At 73.6% G+C, this 24,078-nt stretch carries 18 protein-coding genes; 15 read left to right on the top strand and 3 right to left on the bottom strand.

All coding sequences use genetic code 11. The features are described 5' to 3' along the window. Positions 1-5: 5 nt before the first annotated feature. The 6 genes from Q0963_RS09120 to Q0963_RS09095 all read left to right on the top strand — a co-directional run bounded on the left by Q0963_RS09120 (position 6) and on the right by Q0963_RS09095 (position 6,022). Complete coding sequence (locus Q0963_RS09120) at positions 6-1,184, top strand: PP2C family protein-serine/threonine phosphatase (RefSeq protein ID WP_299445111.1); 1,179 nt, start codon at positions 6-8, stop codon at positions 1,182-1,184. 106 nt (positions 1,185-1,290) lie between these two features. Then, a complete protein-coding gene (gene thrS / locus Q0963_RS09115) occupies positions 1,291-3,276 on the top strand; it encodes a threonine--tRNA ligase (RefSeq protein WP_299445110.1) in 1,986 nt (661 codons plus the stop codon). A 376-nt stretch (positions 3,277-3,652) separates the two neighbouring features. Continuing rightward, positions 3,653-4,132, top strand: a complete 480-nt coding sequence (locus Q0963_RS09110) for a GNAT family N-acetyltransferase (protein WP_299445109.1) — start codon at positions 3,653-3,655, stop codon at positions 4,130-4,132. 46 nt (positions 4,133-4,178) lie between these two features. Further along, a complete protein-coding gene (locus Q0963_RS09105; protein ID WP_299445108.1) occupies positions 4,179-4,619 on the top strand; it encodes an SRPBCC family protein in 441 nt (146 codons plus the stop codon). A 10-nt stretch (positions 4,620-4,629) separates the two neighbouring features. Then, entirely contained in the window at positions 4,630-5,451 is an 822-nt protein-coding gene (locus Q0963_RS09100; RefSeq protein ID WP_299445107.1) for an SDR family NAD(P)-dependent oxidoreductase, read from the top strand. Between the two features lie 31 nt (positions 5,452-5,482). Then, on the top strand, positions 5,483-6,022 hold the full coding sequence (locus Q0963_RS09095) for an HIT domain-containing protein (protein ID WP_299445106.1): 540 nt from the start codon (positions 5,483-5,485) through the stop codon (positions 6,020-6,022). A 14-nt stretch (positions 6,023-6,036) separates the two neighbouring features. Here the strand turns inward: Q0963_RS09095 and Q0963_RS09090 are convergent, their stop codons facing one another. Further along, complete coding sequence (locus tag Q0963_RS09090) at positions 6,037-8,142, bottom strand: elongation factor G (RefSeq protein ID WP_299445105.1); 2,106 nt, start codon at positions 8,140-8,142, stop codon at positions 6,037-6,039. A gap of 86 nt (positions 8,143-8,228) precedes the next feature. Here Q0963_RS09090 and pgsA point away from each other — a divergent pair, with 86 nt between their 5' ends. The 5 genes from pgsA to pdxS are packed head-to-tail and all read left to right on the top strand — an operon-like array spanning position 8,229 to position 12,507. After that, positions 8,229-8,843 carry a phosphatidylinositol phosphate synthase gene (gene pgsA / locus Q0963_RS09085; protein WP_299445104.1) on the top strand — a complete coding sequence of 205 codons (615 nt, stop codon included), beginning with the start codon at positions 8,229-8,231 and terminating at the stop codon, positions 8,841-8,843. After that, complete coding sequence (locus Q0963_RS09080; RefSeq protein ID WP_299445103.1) at positions 8,840-9,775, top strand: phosphatidylinositol mannoside acyltransferase; 936 nt, start codon at positions 8,840-8,842, stop codon at positions 9,773-9,775. Before pgsA ends, Q0963_RS09080 begins: the two co-directional genes overlap by 4 nt. Further along, a complete protein-coding gene (locus tag Q0963_RS09075; protein WP_299445102.1) occupies positions 9,772-10,956 on the top strand; it encodes a glycosyltransferase family 4 protein in 1,185 nt (394 codons plus the stop codon). The genes Q0963_RS09080 and Q0963_RS09075 overlap by 4 nt, the downstream gene beginning before the upstream one ends. 2 nt (positions 10,957-10,958) lie before the next feature. Further along, entirely contained in the window at positions 10,959-11,552 is a 594-nt protein-coding gene (locus Q0963_RS09070; RefSeq protein ID WP_299445262.1) for a hypothetical protein, read from the top strand. 52 nt (positions 11,553-11,604) lie between these two features. Beyond that, a complete protein-coding gene (gene pdxS / locus Q0963_RS09065) occupies positions 11,605-12,507 on the top strand; it encodes a pyridoxal 5'-phosphate synthase lyase subunit PdxS (RefSeq protein ID WP_299445101.1) in 903 nt (300 codons plus the stop codon). 18 nt (positions 12,508-12,525) lie between these two features. Here the strand turns inward: pdxS and kynU are convergent, their stop codons facing one another. Then, positions 12,526-13,764, bottom strand: coding sequence for a kynureninase (gene kynU / locus Q0963_RS09060; RefSeq protein ID WP_299445100.1), 1,239 nt, complete (start codon positions 13,762-13,764; stop codon positions 12,526-12,528). A 116-nt stretch (positions 13,765-13,880) separates the two neighbouring features. Between kynU and Q0963_RS09055 the strand changes: the two genes are divergently transcribed. The 3 genes from Q0963_RS09055 (at position 13,881) to Q0963_RS09045 (ending at position 18,374) form a co-directional block, all read left to right on the top strand. Next, entirely contained in the window at positions 13,881-15,455 is a 1,575-nt protein-coding gene (locus tag Q0963_RS09055) for a GGDEF domain-containing protein (RefSeq protein ID WP_299445099.1), read from the top strand. 79 nt (positions 15,456-15,534) lie between these two features. Then, on the top strand, positions 15,535-17,172 hold the full coding sequence (locus Q0963_RS09050; RefSeq protein ID WP_299445098.1) for a LuxR C-terminal-related transcriptional regulator: 1,638 nt from the start codon (positions 15,535-15,537) through the stop codon (positions 17,170-17,172). Positions 17,173-17,273: 101 nt separating this feature from the next. Beyond that, on the top strand, positions 17,274-18,374 hold the full coding sequence (locus tag Q0963_RS09045) for a class I SAM-dependent methyltransferase (protein ID WP_299445097.1): 1,101 nt from the start codon (positions 17,274-17,276) through the stop codon (positions 18,372-18,374). 13 nt (positions 18,375-18,387) lie between these two features. Here Q0963_RS09045 and Q0963_RS09040 read toward each other — a convergent pair whose 3' ends face one another. Next, positions 18,388-19,992, bottom strand: coding sequence for a LuxR family transcriptional regulator (locus Q0963_RS09040; protein WP_299445096.1), 1,605 nt, complete (start codon positions 19,990-19,992; stop codon positions 18,388-18,390). 228 nt (positions 19,993-20,220) lie between these two features. Between Q0963_RS09040 and Q0963_RS09035 the strand changes: the two genes are divergently transcribed. Next, positions 20,221-24,060: a CARDB domain-containing protein gene (locus Q0963_RS09035; protein WP_299445095.1), complete on the top strand. Its 3,840-nt coding sequence runs from the start codon at positions 20,221-20,223 to the stop codon at positions 24,058-24,060. Positions 24,061-24,078 lie beyond the last annotated feature (18 nt).

The following is a 24,078-nucleotide window of genomic DNA, read 5'->3' as shown; positions in this document are numbered from 1 at the left end:
CCGCCATGCGCGCGGCGGCGATGCTGGCGTTCGAGAGAGCGCTGCTCGAGGACGACCCCGAGGCGCTGTACGAGCAGGCCCCGTGCGGTTATCTCTCGGTCCTGCCCGACGGCCGCGTCGCCAAGGCCAACCGGACCTTCCTCACCTGGCTCGGCGACGACGAGGACCGGGGGGTGACGGGTCACCCGTTCACCGACCTGCTCACGGCGGGATCGCGGCTGTTCCACGAGACCCACTACCAGCCGCTGCTCCACGGGCAGGGCACCGTCAAGGAGATCGCGCTGGATCTCGTGCGGACGGACGGCTCGGTGCTCCCGGTGCTCGTCAACGCCGTCCTCGAACGCAGCACGGACGGAGCCCCGCACGTCACTCGGGTGGCGGTGTTCGACGCGACCGAGCGTCGGCACTACGAGCAGGAGCTGCTGGCGGCCAAGCGCCGGGCCGAGAAGTCCGAGCGGCACTCGGCCGAACTCGCCCGCACCCTGCAGGAGACGCTCATGCCGCCGCGGAGCCCGCGGATCGAGGGGATGGACGTCGCGACCGCGTACCGACCTGCGGGCGACGGCCACGAGATCGGTGGCGACTTCCACGACGTCTTCCAGCTCGCCGACCGCGACTGGGTGGTCACCCTCGGCGACGTCTCCGGCAAGGGTGTCGGGGCAGCGGTCGTCGCGACCCTGGCCCGGCACTCGATCCGGGCCCTGGCCGTGTCCGAGGGCAGTCCTGCCGAGATCCTCCGCCAGCTCAACCAGGTGCTCATCCACCACCCCACCGAGCGCTTCTGCACCACCGTCGTGCTCCGCCTGCGACACGTCGACGGGCACTGGCAGGTCACCATGGCCAACGGCGGCCACCCACCCGCCGTGCTGCTCGAGCGCTCGCACCCGCCCCGGCCGGTCGACGAACCCACGTGTCTGGTGGGCGCGTTCGACGACGCGGTCTACGAGGACGTGCGGATCGACCTCGGCCCGCGCAGCACGCTCCTCCTGTACACCGACGGTGTCACCGAGGCCCGCGGCCCGGAGGGCTTCTACGGCGAGGGTCGGCTCATGCAGCTCCTCGCGGGTGCCTCCGGCGACGTGGGGACACTCGTCGCCCGCGTGCTGGACGACGTCCTGCGCTTCCAGGGGGGCGTGCCCCGTGACGACATCGCGATGATCGCGCTGCACCCGTCGACCGGGTGACGCGGCTCCGCCGGGGAACTCGGGCGACCGGGGCCCGGCGCGCTCGATAGCATCGTCGCGCGTGCCGGAGTCACCGGCGCGTGTCCCGACCCCAGGAGCGCCGCACATGTCTGCCCAGATCACCGTCCACGTCGCCGGGAGCGAGCGAGCGGTGGCCGAGGGCACGACCTACGGCGACCTCCTCGGCGAGGACCGCAGCGTCCTCGTCGCCCGGGTCGGCGGCGAGCTGCGCGACCTCCACCTGCCGGCCGCCGACGGCGAGGTCGTCGAACCCGTCACCGCCGCCGAGCAGGACGGCCTCGACGTGCTGCGCCACTCGGCCGCGCACGTCCTGGCCCAGGCGGTGCAGGAGGTCCACCCGTCCGCGAAGCTCGGCATCGGTCCGCCCGTGCGGGACGGCTTCTACTACGACTTCGACGTCGAGACCCCGTTCACACCCGAGGACCTGAAGGCCCTCGAGAAGGTCATGCAGCGCATCGTCAACGAGGGCCAGACCTTCCACCGGCGCGAGGTGTCCGACGAGGACGCCGCCGTCGAGCTGGCGGGCGAGCCGTACAAGATCGAGCTCATCGGGCTCAAGGGCGGGGCCGCCGAGGACGCCGCCGAGGGCGCCGAGGTCGAGGTCGGCGGGTCGCAGCTGACGATCTACGACAACGTGCGTCGCGACGGCACGGTGGCCTGGGGCGACCTGTGCCGGGGCCCGCACGTCCCGACCACCAAGGTCCTCGGCAACGCCTTCAAGCTGATGCGCAGCGCTGCCGCGTACTGGCGCGGGTCCGAGAAGAACCCCCAGCTCCAGCGCATCTACGGCACCGCCTGGCCGTCCAAGGACGAGCTCAAGGCCTACCTCGAGCGCCTCGCGGAGGCCGAGAAGCGCGACCACCGCAAGCTCGGGTCCGAGCTCGACCTCTACTCCTTCCCCGACGAGCTCGGCTCCGGGATGGTCGTCTTCCACCCCAAGGGCGGGGTCATCAAGCGCGAGATGGAGGACTACGTCCGCCGCCGGCACATCGAGGAGGGGTTCCAGTACGTCGGGACCCCGCACATCAGCAAGGAGGGGCTCTTCCACACCTCGGGGCACCTGCCGTACTACGCCGACACGATGTTCCCCCCGATGGAGCTGGAGCACTCGGAGTACCGCCTCAAGGCGATGAACTGCCCGATGCACAACCTCATCTTCCGCTCGCGCGGCCGCTCGTACCGCGAGCTGCCGATGCGGCTCTTCGAGTTCGGCTCGGTGTACCGGTTCGAGAAGTCCGGCGTCGTCCACGGCCTGACCCGGGTCCGCGCGATGACCCAGGACGACTCGCACTCGTACGTCACCCCGGAGCAGGCTCCGGCGGAGATCGAGCACCTCCTGCGGTTCGTCGTGGGCCTGCTCGAGGACTTCGGGCTCGACGACTACTACTTCGAGCTGTCGACCCGCGCCACCGATGGCGAGAAGAAGGACAAGTTCATCGGGTCGCAGGAGCAGTGGGACGAGGCCACCGAGGTGCTCCGCACGACGGCCGAGAAGTTCGGGGTGGCGCTCGTCGACGACCCCGGCGGGGCGGCCTTCTACGGCCCGAAGATCTCGGTGCAGGCCAAGGACGCCATCGGGCGTACCTGGCAGATGTCGACGATCCAGTACGACTTCAACCAGCCCGAGCGCTTCGGCCTCGAGTACCAGGCCGCCGACGGGACCCGCCAGCAACCGGTGATGATCCACTCGGCGAAGTTCGGGTCTATCGAGCGGTTCATCGGGGTCCTCGTCGAGCACTACGCCGGCGCCTTCCCGCCCTGGCTCTCGCCGGTGCAGGTGCTCGGGGTCCCCGTCGCCGACGAGTTCGCGCCCTACCTGCGCGACGTCGGCGAGCGGCTGGCGGCCGAGGGTCTGCGCTTCGAGCTCGACGAGTCCGACGACCGGTTCCCGAAGAAGATCCGCAACGCCTCCAAGGCGAAGGTCCCGTTCGTCCTCATCGCGGGGGAGGACGACCGCTCCGCCGGAGCGGTGTCCTTCCGGTACCGCGACGGGACCCAGAAGAACGGGGTGCCGGTCGCCGACGCCGTCGCCGAGGTCGTCGCCGCCGTCCGCGACAAGCGGCAGGTCTGACCCGCCCGGAGACGTCCGGATGGCGGGACGTGCGGCCACCTGACGAGCCGACGTCCCGCCCGTCACACGACACGCCGACGACACGCCGCCGTCGCCGGAACGGGTGACGACGAGGTCCGCAAACCCCTTGCGAAGGGGGTCCGGGCAGGACTAGAAATATCCCACTCCACCACTTCGGTGATGGAGGGACCGAGACGGAAGAGGCCGCCAGGCCACGCGGTTTCGCCGCGAGGAGCTACCCGGTGATGCGGGTGGTGGCGACCGACATCCGACTCGTGAAGGCGTGGAGCATCACCCCATGTCGACGAGGCCCCGGCAAACTCATACTTTGCCGGGGCCTCACCCATGTGTGGGGCATCTAGGCCATGCTGGGACCGTGGAGACCACCCAGGCGGTGCGCGTCCGCGAGGCCGTGCCCACGGACGCGTTCTCGGTCGCGGCGCTGCACATCCAGGACGAGCGCGAACGCGGCGTCGCCGTGCCGCCGGGCTTCCTCGACACCTTCGCCGACGCGTGGCTGCGAGACCGGGCGCGTCGTACCTGGCTCGCTGAGTCCGGGTCCGGCCGGCCGCTCGGGGTGCTGCACGGCACCCGGGTCCAGCAGCTGCCCAGCGCCGGCCGGCCGGCCACCGCGTGGTTCCACATCAGCCTCGTGTACGTGAGCGTCGATGCGAGGAACCACGGCATCGGTGAGCGGCTGCTGCGCACCCTGCTGGGCTGGGCCGAGGGCGACGGAGTGACGCGCATCCAGCTCATCGCCGTCCCGGAGGCGCGCGCGCTCTACGAGCGGGTGGGCTTCGGCCCGCCGTCCGAGCGGCACGTGGAGGTCCGGCTGGACCCGCCCGCCTCGGGGTGAGCCGCACCCGTCGACGGCACCGGGCCCGTTGCGCGACGATGCAGGGATGGAGCAGAGCACCACGGTGGAGATCGCGGCACCCACGGACCGCGTGTGGGAGGTGCTCGTCGACGTCGAGCGATGGTCGGAGTGGACCGAGACGGTGACGTCGGTGCGCCGCCTCGACGAGGGGCCGCTGCGGACCGGGTCACGAGCCAGGATCAGCCAGCCCAAGGTGCCGCAGACCGAGTACGTCGTCACCGACCTGGAGCCGGGGCGGGCGTTCACCTGGGTCGCGACCGGACCCGGGGTCAGGACCACCGCACGGCACGAGATCGAGGCCCTCCCCGACGGTGGCAGCCGGGTCCGGCTGGCCGTCGACCAGAGCGGCTGGCTCGGGTCGGTGACGGGCCGCCTCTACGCCGGCCTCACCGACCGCTACCTCGCCGCCGAGGCCGCCGGGCTCAAGGCCCGGTGCGAGGCCGGGGGAGTGCGCGCCGGTCACTAGGGTGGCCGCCATGAGCGAGCACGAGCCCCGGTCCCGTGGTGTCCTCGTCACCGGCGCCTCCCGTGGGGTCGGGGCCGCCGTGGCGCGGGCCTTCGCGGCTCGCGGCGACCGGGTCCTGGTCCACCACAGCGGCCCCCACAGCCTCGACCTCGCCCACGCCGTCCTCGACTCCCTCGACGGCGTCGGCCACGGGCGAGCGGCGGCCGACCTCGGGGACCCCGACGCGGTCCCCGGGCTCGCCGCCCGGGCCGTCGACGTGCTGGGCCGGGTCGACGTCCTCGTCAACAACGCGGCGATGATCGTCCCGCCCGGGTCGGCGGGCAGCCGTCGCGGGGACCATCCCCTCGACGCGACGTCCTACGAGGACTGGGTGCAGGTGTGGCAGCGCACCCTGGCCACCAACCTCATGGGGCCCGCGACCCTCACGTGGTGCGTCGCCCGGCAGATGATCGACACGCCCCCGGCCGAGGGCGTTCCCGTCGGCCGGGTCGTCAACGTCGGGTCGCGCGGCGCCTACCGCGGCGAGCCCGACATCCCCGCGTACGGCGCCAGCAAGGCGGGGCTGCACGCGTTCGGTCAGTCCATGGCCCAGCACCTCGCCCCGCACGGCATCGCCGTCACCTCGATCGCCCCGGGGTTCATCGCCACCGAGATGGCCGGCTACGCCATGGCCGACCCGGCCGCCGCCGAGGCGACCCGCGCGCAGAGCCCGTTCCACCGGGTGGCCACCCCCGAGGAGGTCGCGGCCGCCGTCGTCACGCTGGCCGAGCCCGGCGCCGAGTGGGCCTCGGGCGCCGTCCTGGACTTCAACGGCGCGAGCCACCTGCGCTGAGCCCGGCATGCCCCGACCCTAGGATCGGGGCATGCCGGAGTACGAGGACGCTGCCGACTTCGTCGGGGAGGCCGACGGGTTCGAGCGGCTGTGGACGCCGCACCGGATGGCGTACATCGAGGGGGAGCGCCCCGACCCGAACGGCGGGGACGGCTGCCCGTTCTGCGCCGCGCCGGGCAAGGGCGACGCCGAGGGGCTCGTCGTCCACCGCGGCGGCCTCGGCTACGTCGTCCTCAACCTCTTCCCGTACAACCCGGGGCACCTCCTCGTGTGCCCGTACCGGCACGTCGCCTCCTACCTCGACCTCACCGCCGAGGAGACCGCCGAGTTCACGGCGCTCACCAAGGCCGCCGTCCGGGCGCTCGAGGCGGCGTCCGCGCCGATGGGCTTCAACCTCGGGATGAACCAGGGCGCCGTCGCCGGAGCGGGGGTGGCGGCACACCTGCACCAGCACGTCGTGCCGCGCTGGGGCGGCGACAGCAACTTCCTCCCGATCATCGCCCGCACCAAGGCCCTGCCCGTCCTGCTCGAGGACGTCCGGACCCGGCTCGTCGAGCACTGGCCCGCCTGATCGCGAGCCGCCGGTCAGCGGGACGCGGCGGCGAGGTGCTCGCGTGCGATCCGCTCGGGCAGCACGTCGTACCCCTGGGGCTCGCGGTGGACGGTGCCCGTGCCCCGGGCGAGCGAGCGCAGCGCCACCGCGTAGTCGAGCAGCTCGAGGCGGGGGACGGCGGCGGTGAGCACCGAGCGCCCCGGCGCGTCCTCGCACGGCACCGACCCGACGATCTGGCCCCGGCGCGAGCCGATGTCGGTCATCACCGCGCCGAGGTACTCGTCGTCGACGGTGACTGTGACGGTGTCGACCGGCTCGAGCAGGCAGAGGGACGAGGGCGACGCGAGCTCGCGGAGCGCCAGCCCGGCGGCGGTCTGGAAGGCGACGTCGGAGGAGTCGACGCTGTGCGCCTTGCCGTCGGTGAGGGTGACCTTGACGTCGGTGACCGGCCAGCCCGCGAGCAGGCCCTTCGCGAGCTGGGCATGCACGCCCTTCTCGACGCTGCCGATGAACTGGCGGGGGACGGCTCCGCCCACGACGACCTCGTCGAACTGGATGCCCGACCCGCGGGGGAGGGGCTCCAGGACCAGGTGGCAGACGGCGAACTGCCCGTGCCCGCCGGACTGCTTGACGTGCCGCCCCTGGGCCTCGCTGCGGGTGAGTGCGGTCTCCCGCAGCCCGACCCGCACCGGGACCTGCGTGACCGCGACCCCGAACCGGTTCTGCAGCCGGTGCAGGACGAGGTCCAGATGGGCCGGGCCCGTCGTCCAGAGCACCACCTGGCCGGTGTCGGGGTCGTGCTCGATCCGCAGCGCGGGGTCCTCGGCGACCAGCTCGCGGAAGGCGACCGGCATCCGGTCCTCGTCGGCCCGGCTCGTCGCCTCGACCGCGGCCGGCAGGAGGGCCTCGGGCAGCGCCCACGGGGTGACGAGCAGCGGCCGCGCCGGGTCCGAGAGGGTGTCCGAGGTCTGCGCCCCGGCGAGCTTGGTGAGGACGACGATCTCGCCGGCCACCGCGTGCGCCTTCGGCAGGACCTCGCCGTCCAGGGGTGAGCCGAGCGACCCCGGGCGGATGTCGTCGTCGTGCCCCTCGTGCCCTTCACCCGTAGGGGTGTCGAGGCGGTCCAGGTGACCCGAGACGTGCACCGGGCGGTCGGCCCGCAGCGTGCCGCTGAACACCCGGACGAGCGAGAGGTGACCCACGTACGGGTCGGACTCGGTGTGGATGATCTCGGCGACCAGGGGGCCTGCCGGGTCGACGGTGAGGGCGACCGGGCTCCCACCCTCGACCGGGGTGACGGTGGGCAGGGGGCGCAGCCCCGGGTGCGGGAAGGCGGCCTCGACGAGGTGGAGCAGGACCGGCACGCCGGCCCCGGTCTCACCCGACACCGGGAGCACCGGGTGGAACGAGCCGCGGGCGATGGCGGCGAGGAGGTCACGTTCGAGGGTCCGGAAGTCCAGGTCCTCGCCCGCGAGGTAGCGCTCCATGAGGTCGGGGTCCTCGGACTCCTCGATGATGCCCTCGACGAGGCCGGGGCGGTGCCGGTCGAAGAGGTCGGAGTGCTCCGGACCCGCGGGCCGGACGGTGCGCTCGGACCCCGCGTACGCGTGGATCTCCCCGAGGAGCAGGTCGGCGATCGAGGACACCGCGCCCTCGGACCCCGGCACCGGCACCCCCAGCGGCTGGATGCCCGGGCCGAAGTGGAGGCGGCAGTCCTCCAGGGTCGCCTCGAAGTCGGCGTCCCGGGCGTCCAGCTGGGTGACGACGACGGCACGGGGCATGCCGACCAGCTCGCACTCGTGCCAGAGGGACCGGCTGCGGGCGTCGGCGCCGTCGGCCGCCGAGACGACGAAGAGGGCGGCGTCCGCAGCGCGCAGACCCGCCCTCACCTGCCCGACGAAGTCGGGGTTACCCGGTGCGTCGATGAGGGTGAGCACCACCTCCCCGAGCTCGAGGCCGGCCGCGCGCAGGCCACCCGCCGGCTCCGACCGGCCCTTGGCGCCGCGATGCGGTGCGAGGGCATCGACGACGTGGTCGAAGAGGCGGGAGGTGCCGGCCCCGCTGGGTCCGACGAGGACCACGTTGCGGAGCCGGGTGACGTCGTCGACGGAGGGAGCACTGCCCACAGTGGCGCTCATACCCCCAATCAACTCCCGTTCGGCCCGGCGCGCAAGGGCCGGGCGTCGACGCGGTGGGGCCCCGGCCCCACTACGCTGACCGCACCATGCTGAACCGATACGCGCGCGCCCTCTTCACGAGGATCCTCACCCCGATCGCCTCCCTGCTGATCCGGCTGGGCATCAGCCCGGACGTCGTGACGGTCATCGGCACCATCGGCGTCGCCGCGGGCGCGCTGGTCTTCTACCCACGCGGGGAGTTCCTCGTCGGGACGCTGGTCATCACGGCGTTCGTGTTCTCCGACACCGTCGACGGCATCATGGCGCGCCGCCTCGGCCGCTCCAGCAACTGGGGCGCCTACCTCGACTCCACCCTGGACCGCGTCGGGGACGCGGCGATCTTCGGCGGCCTCGTCCTCTGGTACGCCGGTGACGGCGGGCACGCGTACATGGCCGCCCTGGCGCTCGCGTGCCTCATCCTCGGCAGCGTCGTCTCGTACGCGAAGGCGCGGGCCGAGGGGCTCGGCATGACGGCCAACGTCGGCATCGCCGAGCGCGCCGACCGGCTCGTCGCCGTGCTCGTCGCCACCGGCCTCACGGGGCTCTTCGGGCTGCCGACGATCTTCCTCGGCGTCGTGCTCGCCCTGCTCGCCGTCGCGAGTCTCGTCACCGTGGTGCAGCGGATCCTCGTGGTCCGGCAGCAGGCACTGGGCGCGGGGTGAGAAGCCTCCCGCCCTCGCTCGCCGGTGCGCTCACGGTGGCCGGGCACCGGGCGGGGTTCGCCGCCGTGCGCAGGCTGCCCGAGCGCGCCGCCTACCGGTGGTTCGACCGCGCTGCCGACCTGACCGTCGCCCGGGGCGGCGCCGCGCGGCTGCGCGCCAACTACGCACGGGTCCGGCCCGAGCTCGACGACGCCGCCCTCGACGCCCTCGTCCGGGAGGGCATGCGCGCCTACCTGCGGTACTACTGCGAGGCGTTCCGGCTCGCGGACCTCGGTCCTGCGGACCTGGCCGCCCGGGTGCGCGCCGAGGGCGACGGCCCGGTCCGCGAGACCATCGACGCGGGGGGCTCGGTGGTCTGCTTCCTCGGCCACCTCGGCAACTGGGACCTCGCCGGGGCGTGGGGCGGGGTCAACCTCGGCCACGTCACGACCGTCGCCGAGCGACTGGAGCCGGAGAAGGTGTTCCGTGAGTTCCTCGAGTTCCGGGAGGGCCTCGGCATGACGATCCTGCCGCTCACCGGCGGGCCCGACGTCTTCGGGTCGCTGCGTGAGGCGGCCCGCCGGCCGGGCATCATCCCGCTGCTCGCCGACCGCGACCTCACCCGGCACGGCGTCACCGTCGACTTCTGCGGCCACCCGGCCCGGATGGCCCCCGGCCCCGCCGCGCTGGCCCTCGCCGAACGCCGGCCCCTCTTCCCCGTGTCGATCCGGCACGAGCGCCGTGGCCGCGGCTGGGGCATCGTCATCACCTTCCACCCCCCGGTCGAGGCCCCCACGGCCGGTGCCACCCGCGAGAAGGTCGTCGCGATGACCCAGGCGTGCGCCGACGTGCTCGGCGCCGCGGTGCGCGAGCACACCGCCGACTGGCACATGCTGCAGCGGGTCTTCGTCGAGGACCTCGACCCCGCCCGCGCCCCGGAGTCGGCGCGATGAGGATCGGGATGGTGTGTCCCTACTCGTTCGACGTGCCGGGGGGCGTCCAGTTCCACGTGCGCGACCTCGCCGAGGTGTTCATCGCGCAGGGCCACGACGTCTCGGTCCTCGCCCCGGCCGACGAGGACGCCGACGTCCCGCCCTACCTCGTCTCCTGCGGCAAGGCCGTCCCGGTGCGGTACAACGGGTCGGTGGCCCGGCTGACCTTCGGGCCGGTCACCTCGGCCAGGGTGACCCGGTGGCTCGAGAACGGCAGCTTCGACGTCGTGCACCTGCACGAGCCGGTGACCCCGTCGGTGTCGCTCATGGCGCTGTGGGCGGCGGAGGAGCCCGTCGTCGCGACCTTCCACACCTCCACCGTGCGCTCCCGCGCGATGCACGCCGCGAACCCGCTGCTCCGTCCTTCGCTCGAGAAGATCCGGGCCCGGATCTCGGTGTCCGAGGACGCCGCCGCCACGGTCCGCAGGCACCTCGGCGGGGACACCTACATCATCCCCAACGGGGTCCACGTCGACCGGTTCGCCCAAGCCCCGACCCGGGCCGACTGGGTCGGCACGGCCGAGCGTCCGACGCTGGCCTTCCTCGGCCGGGTCGACGAGCCGCGCAAGGGCCTCGGGGTGCTGCTGCGCGCCCTGCCGTCGGTGCTCGACGCTCGGCCGGGCACGCGGCTCCTCGTCGCCGGCCCGGGGGACGCCACGGAACTGCTGCGCCGCGCCGACCCCCGCGCGGCAGCCGCCACGGAGGTGCTCGGCGCGGTGAGCGACACCGACAAGCAGTCGCTGCTCCGCTCCGTCGACGTCTACGTCGCACCGCACCTGGGTGGTGAGAGCTTCGGCATCGTCCTCGTCGAGGCGATGGCGGCCTGCGCCCCGGTGCTGGCCTCGGACCTGCCGGCGTTCGTGCGGGTGCTCGACGACGGGCGGACCGGGGTGCTCCACGAGGCCGGCTCGTCGGCCTCGCTCGCGGCTGCCCTCGTGGACCTCCTCGCGGACGAGGACCGGCGGAACGCGCTGCGCCGGGCGGGGAGCGAACGCGCGCGGATCTTCGACTGGCGACCGGTCTCGCGTCAGGTGATGGCGGTGTACGAGACGGTCCTGGCCGGGGCGCACGCCGAGCTGGCCGACGCTCCGCGCGGGCTGTGGGGCCGGATCGTCCGCAACGTCCCCGGAGGTGGCGCGTGAGCATGCTCGACATCGACGTCCTGCAGGTGGCGACCTTCCTCGTCATCGTCGTCATCGGCGTCGCGTGGTACCTGTCGTACTCGGCGGCTCGGCTCGACCGGCTGCACGCCAAGGTCGAGGGCGCGATGTCGGCGCTCGACGCCCAGCTCGTCCGCCGGGCCGAGGCCACCCTCGAGCTCGCGAACAGCGGGGCCCTCGACCCCGCGACCGCCCTGCTGCTGGCCGACGCCGCGACCGAGTCGATCGAGCGGACGACCGAGCACCCGCTGGCGGAGGACCTGCTCGACGGGCAGCACTTCGGCGGCCGGGAGGAGACCGAGGCCGTCCTCACGGAGATCCTCGCGGTGACCCTGACCGACGACGTCGTGGCCCGCCTGCTCGCCCAGGACGACGAGCTCGTGGCCGACTCCCTCGACCGGATCGCGGCCAGTGCCCTCCGGGTGCGGATGGCCCGCCGGTTCCACAACGACGCCGTGCGCGAGGTGCGCCGGGTCCGGCAGAAGCGGGTCGTGCGCTGGTTCCGGCTCGCCGGGCACGCGGCCCTCCCCGCCCGGGTCGAGTTCGACGACGCACTGCCGCCGGCCCTCGCCCGCTGACCCCGCCGGACCGTGGTCGAGGCGGCGCCGCGGCCGTCCTAGAATCGGCTCCATGACCGATCAGCAGAAGGCCCCCACGACCGGCACCACCCGCGTGAAGCGGGGGATGGCCGAGATGCTCAAGGGCGGCGTCATCATGGACGTCGTCACCGCCGAGCAGGCGAAGATCGCCGAGGACGCCGGGGCCGTCGCCGTCATGGCCCTCGAGCGGGTCCCGGCCGACATCCGCGCTCAGGGCGGGGTGTCGCGGATGAGCGACCCCGACATGATCGACAGCATCATCGAGGCCGTGTCCATCCCGGTCATGGCCAAGGCGCGCATCGGTCACTTCGTCGAGGCCCAGGTGCTGCAGAGCCTCGGCGTCGACTACATCGACGAGTCCGAGGTCCTCACCCCGGCCGACTACGCCAACCACATCGACAAGTGGCAGTTCACCGTGCCGTTCGTCTGCGGCGCGACCAACCTCGGCGAGGCGCTGCGACGCATCACCGAGGGCGCGGCGATGATCCGCTCCAAGGGTGAGGCCGGCACCGGCGACGTCTCCAACGCGACGACCCACATGCGCACGCTGCGCGCCGAGCTCAACCGGCTCCGGTCGATGAGCCCCGACGAGATCTACGTCGCGGCCAAGGAGCTGCAGGCCCCGTACGACCTCGTCAAGGAGGTCGCCGAGACCGGCAAGCTGCCCGTCGTCCTCTTCACCGCCGGTGGCATCGCCACCCCGGCCGACGCCGCGATGATGATGCAGCTCGGCGCCGAGGGCGTCTTCGTCGGCTCCGGCATCTTCAAGTCCGGCAACCCCGCCGAGCGGGCCGACGCCATCGTCAAGGCGACGACCTTCTACGACGACCCGGACGTCGTCGCCAAGGTGTCCCGCGGTCTCGGTGAGGCCATGGTCGGGATCAACGTCGACGAGATCCCGCAGCCGCACCGCCTCGCCGAGCGCGGCTGGTGACCGGCGGCGGCCGTCCGCTCACGTGACGGTCGCGCGCGCGGCGAACTCCGGCCGCTCGTGCTCGGCACCGTCGAGGACGGCGTGCAGCTGCTCGGCGGCCCGGAGCACGTCGGCGTGGGTGAGGTACATCGGGGCGAACCCCAGCCGCACGATGTCGGCCTCGCGGAAGTCCCCGACGACGTCGCGGGCGATGAGGGCCTGGACGACGCCGTAGGCGTGCGGGTGCCGCAGGCTCACCTGCGAGCCGCGCCGAGCGTCGTCGCGGGGCGTGACGACCTCGACGTCGGGCAGGAGGGCGTCGAGGCATTCGAGGAAGAACCCGGTGAGCGAGAGCGACCGGGCGCGCAGGTCCGCGACCGACTCGCCGTCGTAGGCGTGGAGCGCGGCCTCGAGGGCCAGCATCGAGAGCAGCGGGGGAGTGCCCACCCGGCCGCGGGCGACCCCGGGGGCGGGCTCGTACTCCGGGGCCATCGCGAAGGGGGTGGCGTGGCCGTTCCAGCCGGCCAGCGGCTGGTCGAAGGCGTCCTGGTGGCGGTGGGCGACGTACAGGAAGGCCGGAGCCCCGGGCCCGCCGTTGAGGTACTTGTAGCCACAGCCGACGGCGAGGTCGGCGCGGTGCTCGTCGAGCCCCACCTCGAGCACCCCCGCCGAGTGGCAGAGGTCCCAGCAGGCGAGCGCCCCGACGGCGTGGGCGGCGCGGGTGATGGCCGGCAGGTCCCACAGCTCGCCGGTGCGGTAGTCGACCGAGCTGTACGAGACGAGCGCGACGGCCTCGCCGAGCGCGGCGATGCGGGCCGGGGCGTCGACCGGTGCGACGTACTCGACGGTGAGGCCGGCGTCGCGGGCGGCCGCCGCGGTGATGTAGAGGTCGGTGGGGAAGGAGGCCGGGTCGGTGAGGACCACCGACCGGCCGGGTCGCATCCGCGCCGCCGCGACGACGCACTTGTAGAGGTTGACGGTCGTGGAGTCGGTGCACACCACCTGGCCGTCGGCGGCGCCGACGAGCCGGCCGATGAGGTCACCCACCCGCGTCGGGGCGCCCCACCAGTCCGACTCGTTCCAGCTGGCGATGAGCCGGGACCCCCACTGGCGGTGCACGACGTCGGCGACGGCCTCGGAGACCCCGGCCGGCAGCGGGCCGAGGGAGTTGCCGTCGAGGTAGACCAGGCCCGCCGGCAACCGGAACCGGCCCCGGAGGTCGGTGCCGGCGTGGTGGGCGTCGAGCTCTCGGGCCCGCTCGGTCAGCGCTGACGACATGCCCCGACGGTAGTGCCCGGGCCGGGTGGACCGCACGGGTGGGCGCCCTCGTCCGAAGGGTGCGAGTTCTCGCGAACCGGCCCACACCGGGCGCCGAGGCGCTCCACACTCCAGCCATGACTATCGCGATGACGGTGACGCAGCAGACGTCCCGGCCGCGCTCGGGGGAGCATCAGGACCTGCTGGACGAGGTCAGGTCACTCATCCTTCCCGCGCAGACGCCCGGCTCGGTGGACACGGAGTGGCTCGACACCGCGGTGGGGGTGGCGGACGCGCACGGGTGGGCCGACGTCGCCATGGTCGCCGAGTACGTCCGGGTCCTCGCCTCGAGCTACGACACCTCCATCGACGGCCGCACCGCCTGGACCAGGCTCCTCGAACGCGCCCGGAGCGAGGGCGACCGCGTCTGGGAGGCGCTGGCGCTGGCGATGGGGGCGACCGACGCCGTTCAGGACAACCGGCCGCGCCTCGCCGCGGACCGCGACCTCGCCCTGGCGACGGTGCTCCTGCGTGACCCCCCGCCGGTCCACGACATGCTCGCGTCGGCCCACGTCGAGTGCGCGACGGGCTACCTGGAGCGGGACATGTGGGACCTCGCCCTGGAGCACACCGCCGCCTCCACGACCTTCCTCCAGGCCGACGGCGACGCCTGGCGTCACGCGACGGCGATGTACAACCGGGCCGAGATCGAGCTGCGCCGCCTGTGCGTGACGCGGCAGCTGGGCGACGACGCGTCCCTGGCGGAGCTCGGGGCGCGGGCCCGGGAGGCCATCCACCGCGTGCCGGTCGACCTGCTGCCCGAGGGCTGGCGGCAGGACCTCCACATCTTCGAGAACCTCGTGGACGCCATCGTGCCTCCGCCCGAGGGGAGCCCGCGGCCGGCGGCCGACCCGGCCGGCGCCGAGTACGCCACCCACCTCGAGCTGGCCGCCGCCTTCGGCGACCCGGACCTCGCGAGCGCGCGTCGACACGCCGCCCGCGCCGTCGAGGCCTGGGACCGGGTGCGGCAGCCCGAGCTGTACCTGCTGGCCCTGACCCGGGACGCCGAGCTGGAGGCCGCCGAGGTCGGGCACGAGACCGCCGGCCTGCGGGTGGCCCGTGAGCTGGCCGGCCGCCGGCAGGAGGCCCGGCTCGCGGCCGCCGAGGCGATGGAGTCGCTCATCGAGAACGCCCAGATGACCGCAGAGCACGCGCGCCTCCGGGTCGCCGCCGAGCGCGACGCCCTGACCGGGGTCGCCAACCGCCGTGGGCTCGCCGCGCACATCGATGCGCTCCTCGGAGGCGCGCACGGAGGTCACCGCGACGCCGCCACGCTCGTGCTCGTGGACGTCGACCACTTCAAGACGGTCAACGACACCTACGGTCACGAGGTCGGCGACGAGGTGCTCGTCCGGGTGGCCGCCTCCCTGCGGATGATCGTCCGGGGGACCGACATCGTCGCGCGCTGGGGCGGCGACGAGTTCCTCCTGCTTTTGGACACCGACCATCTCGAGGTCGCGGAACGGCGGTGCGCCCAGCTCGTCGAGATGGTGCGCGGCGACTACTGGGCCGATCTCGCCACGGGGCTGCACGTGACGGTCAGCATCGGCGTCGCCCTGGGCGACCTCGAGGATCTCGATGCGCTCCGCCACGCGGCCGACCGGGCGCTCTACCGGGCGAAGGAGCGTGGCCGGGACCAGGTCTGCACCTGAACGCGCGGACACCGGCGCCGGCTGCGAGACGGCTTCCGGCAGCGGCGGCTCCGGCGTAACCTCCCCCCAGGAGGCGCCGATGGGGTCCGTCGCGGTCGAGCGGGCACGCGAGGCGTCCGCCGACGGGGACTGGTCGGCGGCCCGCGCGCTGCTCGAGCGTGAGCGCGCCGAGGCGGGTCTCGGGCCCGACGACCTGGACCTCCTCGCCCGCAGTGCCTGGTGGCTGGGGGACTCCGCGGCGTTCCGCGACGTCGCCGCCGACGTCTACCGAGTTCGCGCCGACGCGGGAGACACGCACGCGGCCGCCATGGTCGCCCTCGAGCTCGCGCTGTCGTGGACGACCGAGGGGGACCTCGTCATCGGCAGGGCCTGGCTCAACCGGGCCCGGCGCACCCTGCGGGACGTCGGGGAGTGCCCCGCCGTGGGCTACCTCGCCTACCTCGAGAGCGGGCTGGCGATCGAGGTCGACGACGACGACGGTCCGGCTGCTCGGGCCGCCGAGATGCTCGGTGGACTGGCGCAGCGGCTCGACGACGAGGCGGTCGGTGCGCTCGCCCTCGTCCTGTCAGGTCTGACGTCCCTGCGGGCCGGGCGGACCGAGGAGGGGTTCGGCGACCTGGACGAGGCCATGCTCGCGGTCATCTCCGACGGGCTGCCCCCGCAGTGGGCCGGCGACGTCCACTGCACCGTGGTCCACCTGTGCCACGAGCTCGGCGACCTCGCCCGGATGCGGGCCTGGACCGACGCGCTGGACCGCTGGGCGTCGGCCCTGTCACGGACCTTCCTCTATGTCGGGGTCACCCGCGTCCACCAGCTCCAGCTGCTCGCCGCCGAGGGCAGCTGGGACGTCGTCGAGCAGGAGGTCGGCGAGCGCAGCCGCTCCCTCGTCGGGTCGCACGGGTGGGTGGCGGGCGAGGGGTACCGCGAGCTCGGCGACGTCCTCCGGCTCCGCGGCGACGTCACCGGGGCCCGCCGGGCGTACGCCCACGCCGCCGACCTGTCGGTCAGTCCGCAGCCCGGGGCCGCGTACCTCGAGGAGGAGGCGGGCCAGCGCGCCGAGGCGCTGGCGGGCCTGCGGGCGGCTGCGGCGGAGACCACCCGGCTCGGGCGGGCCCGGCTGCTCCTCGCGACGGTCGAGATCGCAACCCGGGCCGGGGACCGGGCGCAGGCCGAGACCGCGTGCGCCGAGCTGGAGGACACCGCCGCCCGGTACCCCGGGCCCGGGCTCCGGGCATGGGCGCACCAGGCCCGCGCCTGCCTCCTCCTGGCCGACCGGGAGTGGGCCCGGGCCCTGCGCCTGCTCGAGGACGCCGCCACGACCTACCGGGCGCAGCGGTCCCGGTACGCCCTGGCCCGGGTGCACGAGCTGATGGCCCAGGCAGCGGACGGCCTCGGCCGCGTCGACCTCGCGGCGGTCGAGCGCGCCACGGCCGCCGCGATCTACGACCGGCTGGGGGCGGCCCCCGACGTCGCCCGGCTCGCGCCACAGCGACCTCCCGGCGGCCTGACCGAGCGTGAGGTCGAGGTCCTCCGGTGCGTCCTGGACGGGGCGAGCAACCGGGAGGTGGCCCACGCGCTCGTCATCAGCGAGAAGACGGTGAGCCGTCATCTCGCGAACATCTACCTCAAGATCGGCGTCTCCGGGCGCACGGCGGCGGCCGCCTGGGCCCGGCGACGCGGCATCGAGGCGGAGGGTCCTGCACCGAAGGGCCCATGACGGCTCGGCCGGGATGCACGATCCGGCCGACGCGCGCGGCCGGCCCGGGCTCCTAGCGTGCGAGGCATCGGGCCTTCGCCCGCCGCCGAGAGGAGCACGCCATGACCACCACGACCACGACCAGGACCACGACGGCCGTCACCGGGCCCGCAGCCGGGCCGCCCGTCAGCGACACCGCTGCCGCCGACCGCCTCGTGCAGGTGCTCGAGGACGGCTCCGTCGCCGTCCTCCTCGGCATCGGGTACGACACCGGGCTCTTCGAGACCCTCGTGACACTGCCCCCGGCGACGAGCCGCCAGATCGCCGACGCGGCCGGCCTCGACGAGCGCTACGTCCGCGAGTGGCTCGGCGGCGTCGTGTGCGGCGGGCTCGTCGGGTACGACCCGACCGCGGGCACGTACGCGCTCCGCGAGGAGGTCGGGCCCCTCGTCACGGGGCCCGGCCCGGACAACCTCGCCCGCACGATGCGGATCGTCTCGCTCATGGGGGCGGTGGCGCCCAGGATCACCGCCTGCTTCCGCACCGGCGGCGGCCTCCGCTACGAGGACTACCCGGGCTTCCACGACGTCCAGGCCGAGGACTCCGGGGCGGTGCACGACGTCGCCCTCCTGGACGCGATCGTCCCCCTCACCGGGCTGACGGAACGCCTCCGGGCCGGGATCGACGTCCTCGACATCGGGTGCGGTGAGGGACACGCCGTGAACCTCCTGGGCCGGGCGTACCCCGCGAGCCGGCTCACCGGGTACGACCTCAGCGCCGAGGCGCTGCAGGCCGCCCGGGCCGAGGCCTCCGCGTGGGGCCTGACGAACGTCACCTTCGCCGAGCACGACGTCGCCACGCTGCCCGAGGGCCGGTGGGACCTCGTCACCGCCTTCGACACCGTCCACGACCAGGCCCACCCCGCCACCGTCCTGGGAGCGGTTCGCCGGGCCCTGCGCGCGGACGGGACGTTCCTCATGGTCGACATCAACGCCTCGAGCCGGCTCGAGGACAACGCCGATCTGCCGTGGGGCGCCTTCCTCTACGCAGTGTCCACCCTGCACTGCATGAGCGTCTCCCTCGGGCAGGGCGGCGACGGTCTCGGCACCGTCTGGGGCGTCCAGCTCGCCGAGCGGATGATCCGGGAGGCGGGCTTCGAGCGGGTCACCGTGCACGAGCTCGAGCAGGACCCGTTCAACGTCTACGTCGTGGCCCGCCCCTGAGCGGCCGGACCCCTCAGCCACCCTCGGCCAGGAGCTGGGCGAGCTTGCGCTTCGGGACGCCGCCGAACTTCTCCCGCACCCGCAGGATGTGGGTGCGGGCGGTCCCGAGCGAGATGTGCAGCTGGTCGGCGATCTCCTGGGCGGTCAGCCCCTGTGCCGCGAGCGTGGCCACCTCGCGCTCCCGCCGGGTCAGCCCGGCGGTGGCGACGAGACGCTGGCTCTGCGGCACCGGCGGCAGGTCCGGCCCGCGGTGCAGGCGCCGGTCCCGCAGCACGGCGGCCAGCGACCGGTCGGCTCCGTGGGCGCTGAACACCGCGATCGCGCGCCGGCGCAGGGTGTTCCCGGTGGCGGTGTCGGGCGCCACCTGGGCGGCGTCGTGCAGGACCTGGGCCGCGCTCAGCGGCTCCGGGAGCGCGGCGAAGCGCTCGGCCGACTCGAGGAGCAGCGAGTACCCCTCGGCGCCGAGGAGGAGCCCCTCGACGGCCATCCGCACGGCCTGCCCGCGGGGGTTGCCGGGCCACAGGCCCTCGATGGTCGCGGCCGCGGACGCGCCGACGGTGCGGTCGGCGCGGGCGACGAGGAGGACGAGGTCCTCCCAGCCGAACCGCACCTGCATCCGGGCCGCCTGCTCGAGTGCCGCGACGACCTCCCGCAGCGGGTTCGGCTCCCGCCGGGCGTCACGCAGGGCCGCCCGGACGGCGAGGCCCAGCCACAGCATCTGCTCGTCGAACTCGATGAGCCCGAGCGCGTCCTCGAGCACCCGGGTGTCCGGGTGCCCCTCCCGCTCCAGCCCGACCGCCGCCAGGACGATGCCCGCCATGCCGGTGGCCATCTGCGGGCGTCCGGCGCGCGCGGTGCGAGCCGACGCGACCGCCGCCTCGAGGTCGCCGGTGCGCCAGTGGACGAGCGCCTCGACAGCGGCGAACTTGCGGGCCCACGTCGCGCCGTGTGCCAGCAGCTTGCCCTCGCGGGCCACCCGGGCGGCCAGCGCGTAGTCACCGTGCCCGTACGCCGTGTGGGCCCAGTTGAACTGGTTGAGGCTGGCGATCTCGGCGGTCACCGCGTCCGGGCTCGACGGCAGCACCTCGGCCGCCTCGCGCCAGTGCTCCAGGGCGTCGGGGCGGTCGAGGTAGGTCTCACAGCCGGCGAGGCGACCCGCGCAGAAGGCGATGGCCCACGGGTCGCCGGTCCGTCGCGCGAGGGCCAGACCCTCCCGGCCGACGGTGACGCGGTACTCCGCCCCCAGCCCGTCCTCGCGGGGCCAGCACAGCTCGCCGAGGGTCACGGCCTGCCCGCGGATGTCGCCCGCCAGCCGGAACTCGGCGAGTGCCCGGGTGAGGATCTCCGGGGTCTCCTGCGCCGTGCCCGCCCGGCCCCGGCTGAACAGGAGCGCTCCGCGGGCCCCCGGCTCGCGGACCTCCGCCGCGAGGCGCTCGAGGAATGGGTGGGCGTCGAGGAGCTCGCTGCCCCAGGCGGACACGACGATGGCGAGCTCACCGATCGCGACCCGGTCCCCGTCGGGGCCGTCGTCCGGCAGCGCGGCCGCGGTCTCGACGAGCAGGTCCAGGGCGGCCCGGGTCTCGCCGGCGAGGCCGAGCCGCTCCGCCTGGCGCAGCACCGGCACGAGGGGAGCGGAAACGACGGTGGCGAAGGAGGCGAAGGCGGACCTCGACGACACCCGGCGTCGCCGGGTCGGGGGTGCCGTCCGCCCTGGTCGGGAGGGCGGGGTCACGGTCACGTGCCGAGGATATCGGCAGTTTCTACGGGCGCACGGACGACGCCGAAGGGCTTGGCTTGTCCCCGGGCGCCCCCACCCCGTCGGTGCCCCTTGTCCTGGAGGAAGCCCATGCGATCCATCACCCCCCGGATGGTGGCCGTCTCGACCCTCGCCTGCGTGGCCGCGACCCTCGTCGCCGCCGGCGGTGCCGGGGCGTCGACGCCGGCCTCGTCGACCCTCGCCGCCCCCACCAGCGGTGACACGGCGACGGCGCAGTGGTCGGGGGGCCCGTACACCGGAGCCGTCCTCGACCCGAGCACCTGCACCGCGACGACGTGTGACACGCACGCCGTCGAGCTGACCATCCCGGCCGACTACTGGAGCAGCCACCGGGGCGGCGTCGAGGTCGCGATCGCATGGGCGTCCTCCGCCGACGACTACGACCTCTACGTCGACGACTCCGCGGGACGCCAGATCGGGTCGAGCGCCGCCGGCAACACGACGTCCGAGAAGGTCGACCTCGGGACGCTGGCGCCGGGCACCTACACCGTGCGGGTCGTGCCCTACACGACGGCCGGGTCGACGTACTCGGGCACCGCCACCCTCACCGGGACCGCCGTCCCGACGGGGATGCTCTACCCCGAGACCCGCAAGGCCGTCGAGGACGAGCTCGTCGTCGACTACCCCCTCAACGTGGTGTTCGTCGGTCGGACGCCGACCGCGGCGGAGGTCGCCGAGCTCCGGGAGTGGACACCCGACACGTACAAGCCGACCGTCGCGACGAAGACGACGGCCTCCGGCGAGCTGACCCAGGTGGGGGCGGGGCTGCTCAACTGGAACAAGGACCATGTCAACGGCACGCCCTACTTCGAGGGCATGACCTACCGCTACGACATCTCGGTGCTCGCCGCGTCCGAGGAGTACGCCAAGGCGCTCTTCCAGGTCGCGGAGAACGCCACCGCCAAGGCCCAGACCTACCACGGCGGCACCACCCGCACCGCCAACCAGGTCAAGTACGACCAGGCCTACGGCGCGCTGCGCGTCGCGGCCAAGGACGGCGACCTCTCCTACAAGGTCGCCGACCCCACGAAGACCGACCTCGTCGACGCGTACGCGGTCGAGGACTGGATCTTCGAGACGCGCTACGACGACCGCTGGGCGTGCGCGTTCACGAACCTCGAGACCGGCGAGTGCTCCTCCCCGGCCGTGGTCAACCCCGACGCCGGGGCCTACCACGACCCGTACTACGACAAGTCGGGCCTCAACCTGGACCGGATGCCGCAGGGCCCCAACCAGGGCTCGTCGTTCTTCTTCCTGGACACCTTCACCCCCGGGTACGCCAAGGACTACTTCCGTCCCGGCGCGTACCACACCTACGGCACCGACAAGGTGATCGACGGGGCCATCGTCCCCAAGGCGGTCGAGGACGGCGGCTCCTGGCGGATCACCGACCCCGACACCGGTGACTGGGACGGCATCGACTTCGGCCGCACCTGGGGTGGCCGCTATCGGTTCCACTTCATCGACCTGGGCGCGGCGCCCAACGACTTCGAGTCCGCGACGTGGGCCGGCAAGGGCCTCGGGATGTCGAGCGACTACCCGCACGGCGACCCGCCGGTGTGGCACTACACGGCCGACCCCTTGTGGAAGCAGTCGGGCGACACCTGCGCCACCGACGGCACGAAGATCGCCGGGATGGACCTGCCGTACAACAACACGACGCCGTGCCGGATGATGCCGCGCCTGGCCCGTGACGTCGCCTACGGCCTGTTCTTCCGCTCGACCGCCGGCTACCTCTACCGGCCGATCCCGCGGGGCGACACGTACTGGCTCGCCGTGTCCAACTGGACCGACTTCTACTCCCGCCCGCAGTGGGTGAACGGGGCACTCACCAACGCGCCCTGGTACGGGTCGTGGTGGACCGACATGGACAAGCTGTACAAGATCGGCGACGTGTCCGGCGGCACCCAGCAGGACGACACCCTGCGCTGGCTGTCCTCGGCCACCCCGTACGCCCGCTGGGTCGGGCGCAAGGGCGAGACGATCCCGCTCTACGACCCGACGAACAACCTCCCCACCGGCGAGGTGCTCGACACCTCCCCGAAGTACGAGGACCTGCCGGCCCCCTCGCACCACGTCGTCACCAACGACGGCACCGAGCTCGTCCCCGAGCCGCTGCACGAGGACGGCCACGACCACGACCACGAGGTGACGTACGGCGACAAGACCGTCGACCTCGAGGCCGTGCAGGAGGCGCTCGAGAAGGCCAAGGCCACGGGCTCTGGTCTGGGGCCCGGCTACGACGGCGCGGTCTCGCACGAGTCGTTCCGCGACTTCATCGACGCCAACCCCGACGGCATCGCCGACCAGGTCGACGGGGTCAACACGATCCCGGCCATCAACGTCGTCTTCGAGAAGGCCTACACGTGGGCCCTGCCGGCGATCGTCGGGGGCATCGCGGTGGGCACCGAGGACGGTGAGGCCTGGGGCGTGATGAACAACGTCAACGACCGCTTCAAGTCCAGCGACTCCCACTACCCCGGCGTGCAGCCGGGCGACGCGCCCGGGTCGAAGCGCTCGCTCACCGACGCCTCGCTGCCCACCCAGGACAGCGGTGGCGGGTTCAGCTACACGATCGAGCACGAGGCCGCGCACAACCTCGGCCTGTCCCACCCGCACGACGGCTCGTACGGCGTGGACCGCTGCCCGGCGGGTCACCCGCAGGCCGGTAAGTGGGAGTGCTACTGGAGTGGCCTGGGCTGGATGTACGACGTGTCGGCGGCGCCGACGACGTACGCCATGTCCTACCGGCCCTACGAGGTCGAGGACCAGGACAACCTCCAGCGCGGGCACGTCGCCGAGTACCTCATCGGCGCCCAGGAGGCTCTCGGCGACCGGCTCGCGAAGGAGGCCGCCGGCGGCCGGACCTCGCCCTCGTCGGCGTGGTCGGCGGACTTCGCGCGGATGAAGGACTGGCGCGCCCAGGCCGGGACGCTGTTCCGCGCCGGGGACTACCTGCACGCCGAGTACGCCGCCCGCAACGCGGCCCTCGCCGCCCGGGGCGTGCCGCAGACCGCGGCCAACACCTCGGCGCCCAAGCTCGTCGAGGCCGGTCAGGTCTTCTACTTCACCGTCAACCCGCAGGGGGACGGCCGGCCGGCCGCGAAGGCCCAGCTGCGTCCGACGGCGGTCGAGAGCGCCCAGCCCGAGCGGAAGCAGACGACCCTGTCGGTCACGGTCGAGAACGCCGGCTCGGCGGACGCCGACGGCGTCGCCGTCAAGGTCCTCGACGGGAGCACCGTCCTCGGGACCACCGCTCCGGTGAAGGTGGCGGCCGGCGCGAGCCGGGTCGTCACGCTCGCCTGGGACACCCGAGGGGTCAACGGCGACCGGAAGATCCGGGTCGACGTCGACCCGCAGGACGCCGTTTCGGAATCGGACGAGACCGACAACAGCCTGACCCGCACCATCACCGTGCGGGGCAACCGGGTGACCAACGGCTCGTACGAGGCGTCGGCCGGCGGCGCGGCTCCCGACGGCTGGACGGGCTCCGGTGGCACGGCGTACGACACCTCCGGGGACCGGGCGAGCGACGGCACCGACGCGGTCGGCGTCACGGGCGGTCTCACCGGCGGGGCGTGGCGCTCCGACGTCCCCGTCGAGGGCGGGACGACGTACGACCTGGCCCTCACGGCGGTCGACGGGACGCCGGCCGTGGCGGTCACCTTCCTCGACAAGACCGGGTCGGTCGTCAGCAAGATCGACTCCGTGGACGTCGTGGTGAGCAAGATCGACGCGTCGGTGAGCAAGATCGGCTCGTCGGTGAGCAAGATCGACGGGACGGTGAGCAAGATCAGCGGCACCCTGGCGGTCCCGGCGGGCGCGAGCACGATGCGGCTCACCCTGGCCGCACCCGCGACGCAGGCGCCCGGGACGACGATCTGGCTGGACGACGTCTGGGTCTGGTGACGTCCCGGCTGACGGCCC

The sequence above is a fragment of the uncultured Phycicoccus sp. genome, from assembly GCF_947495705.1.
GTDB lineage: Bacteria > Actinomycetota > Actinomycetes > Actinomycetales > Dermatophilaceae > Phycicoccus.
The sequence above is the reverse complement of the archived record's forward strand: the minus strand, read 5'-3'. Positions and strand labels throughout refer to the sequence as shown.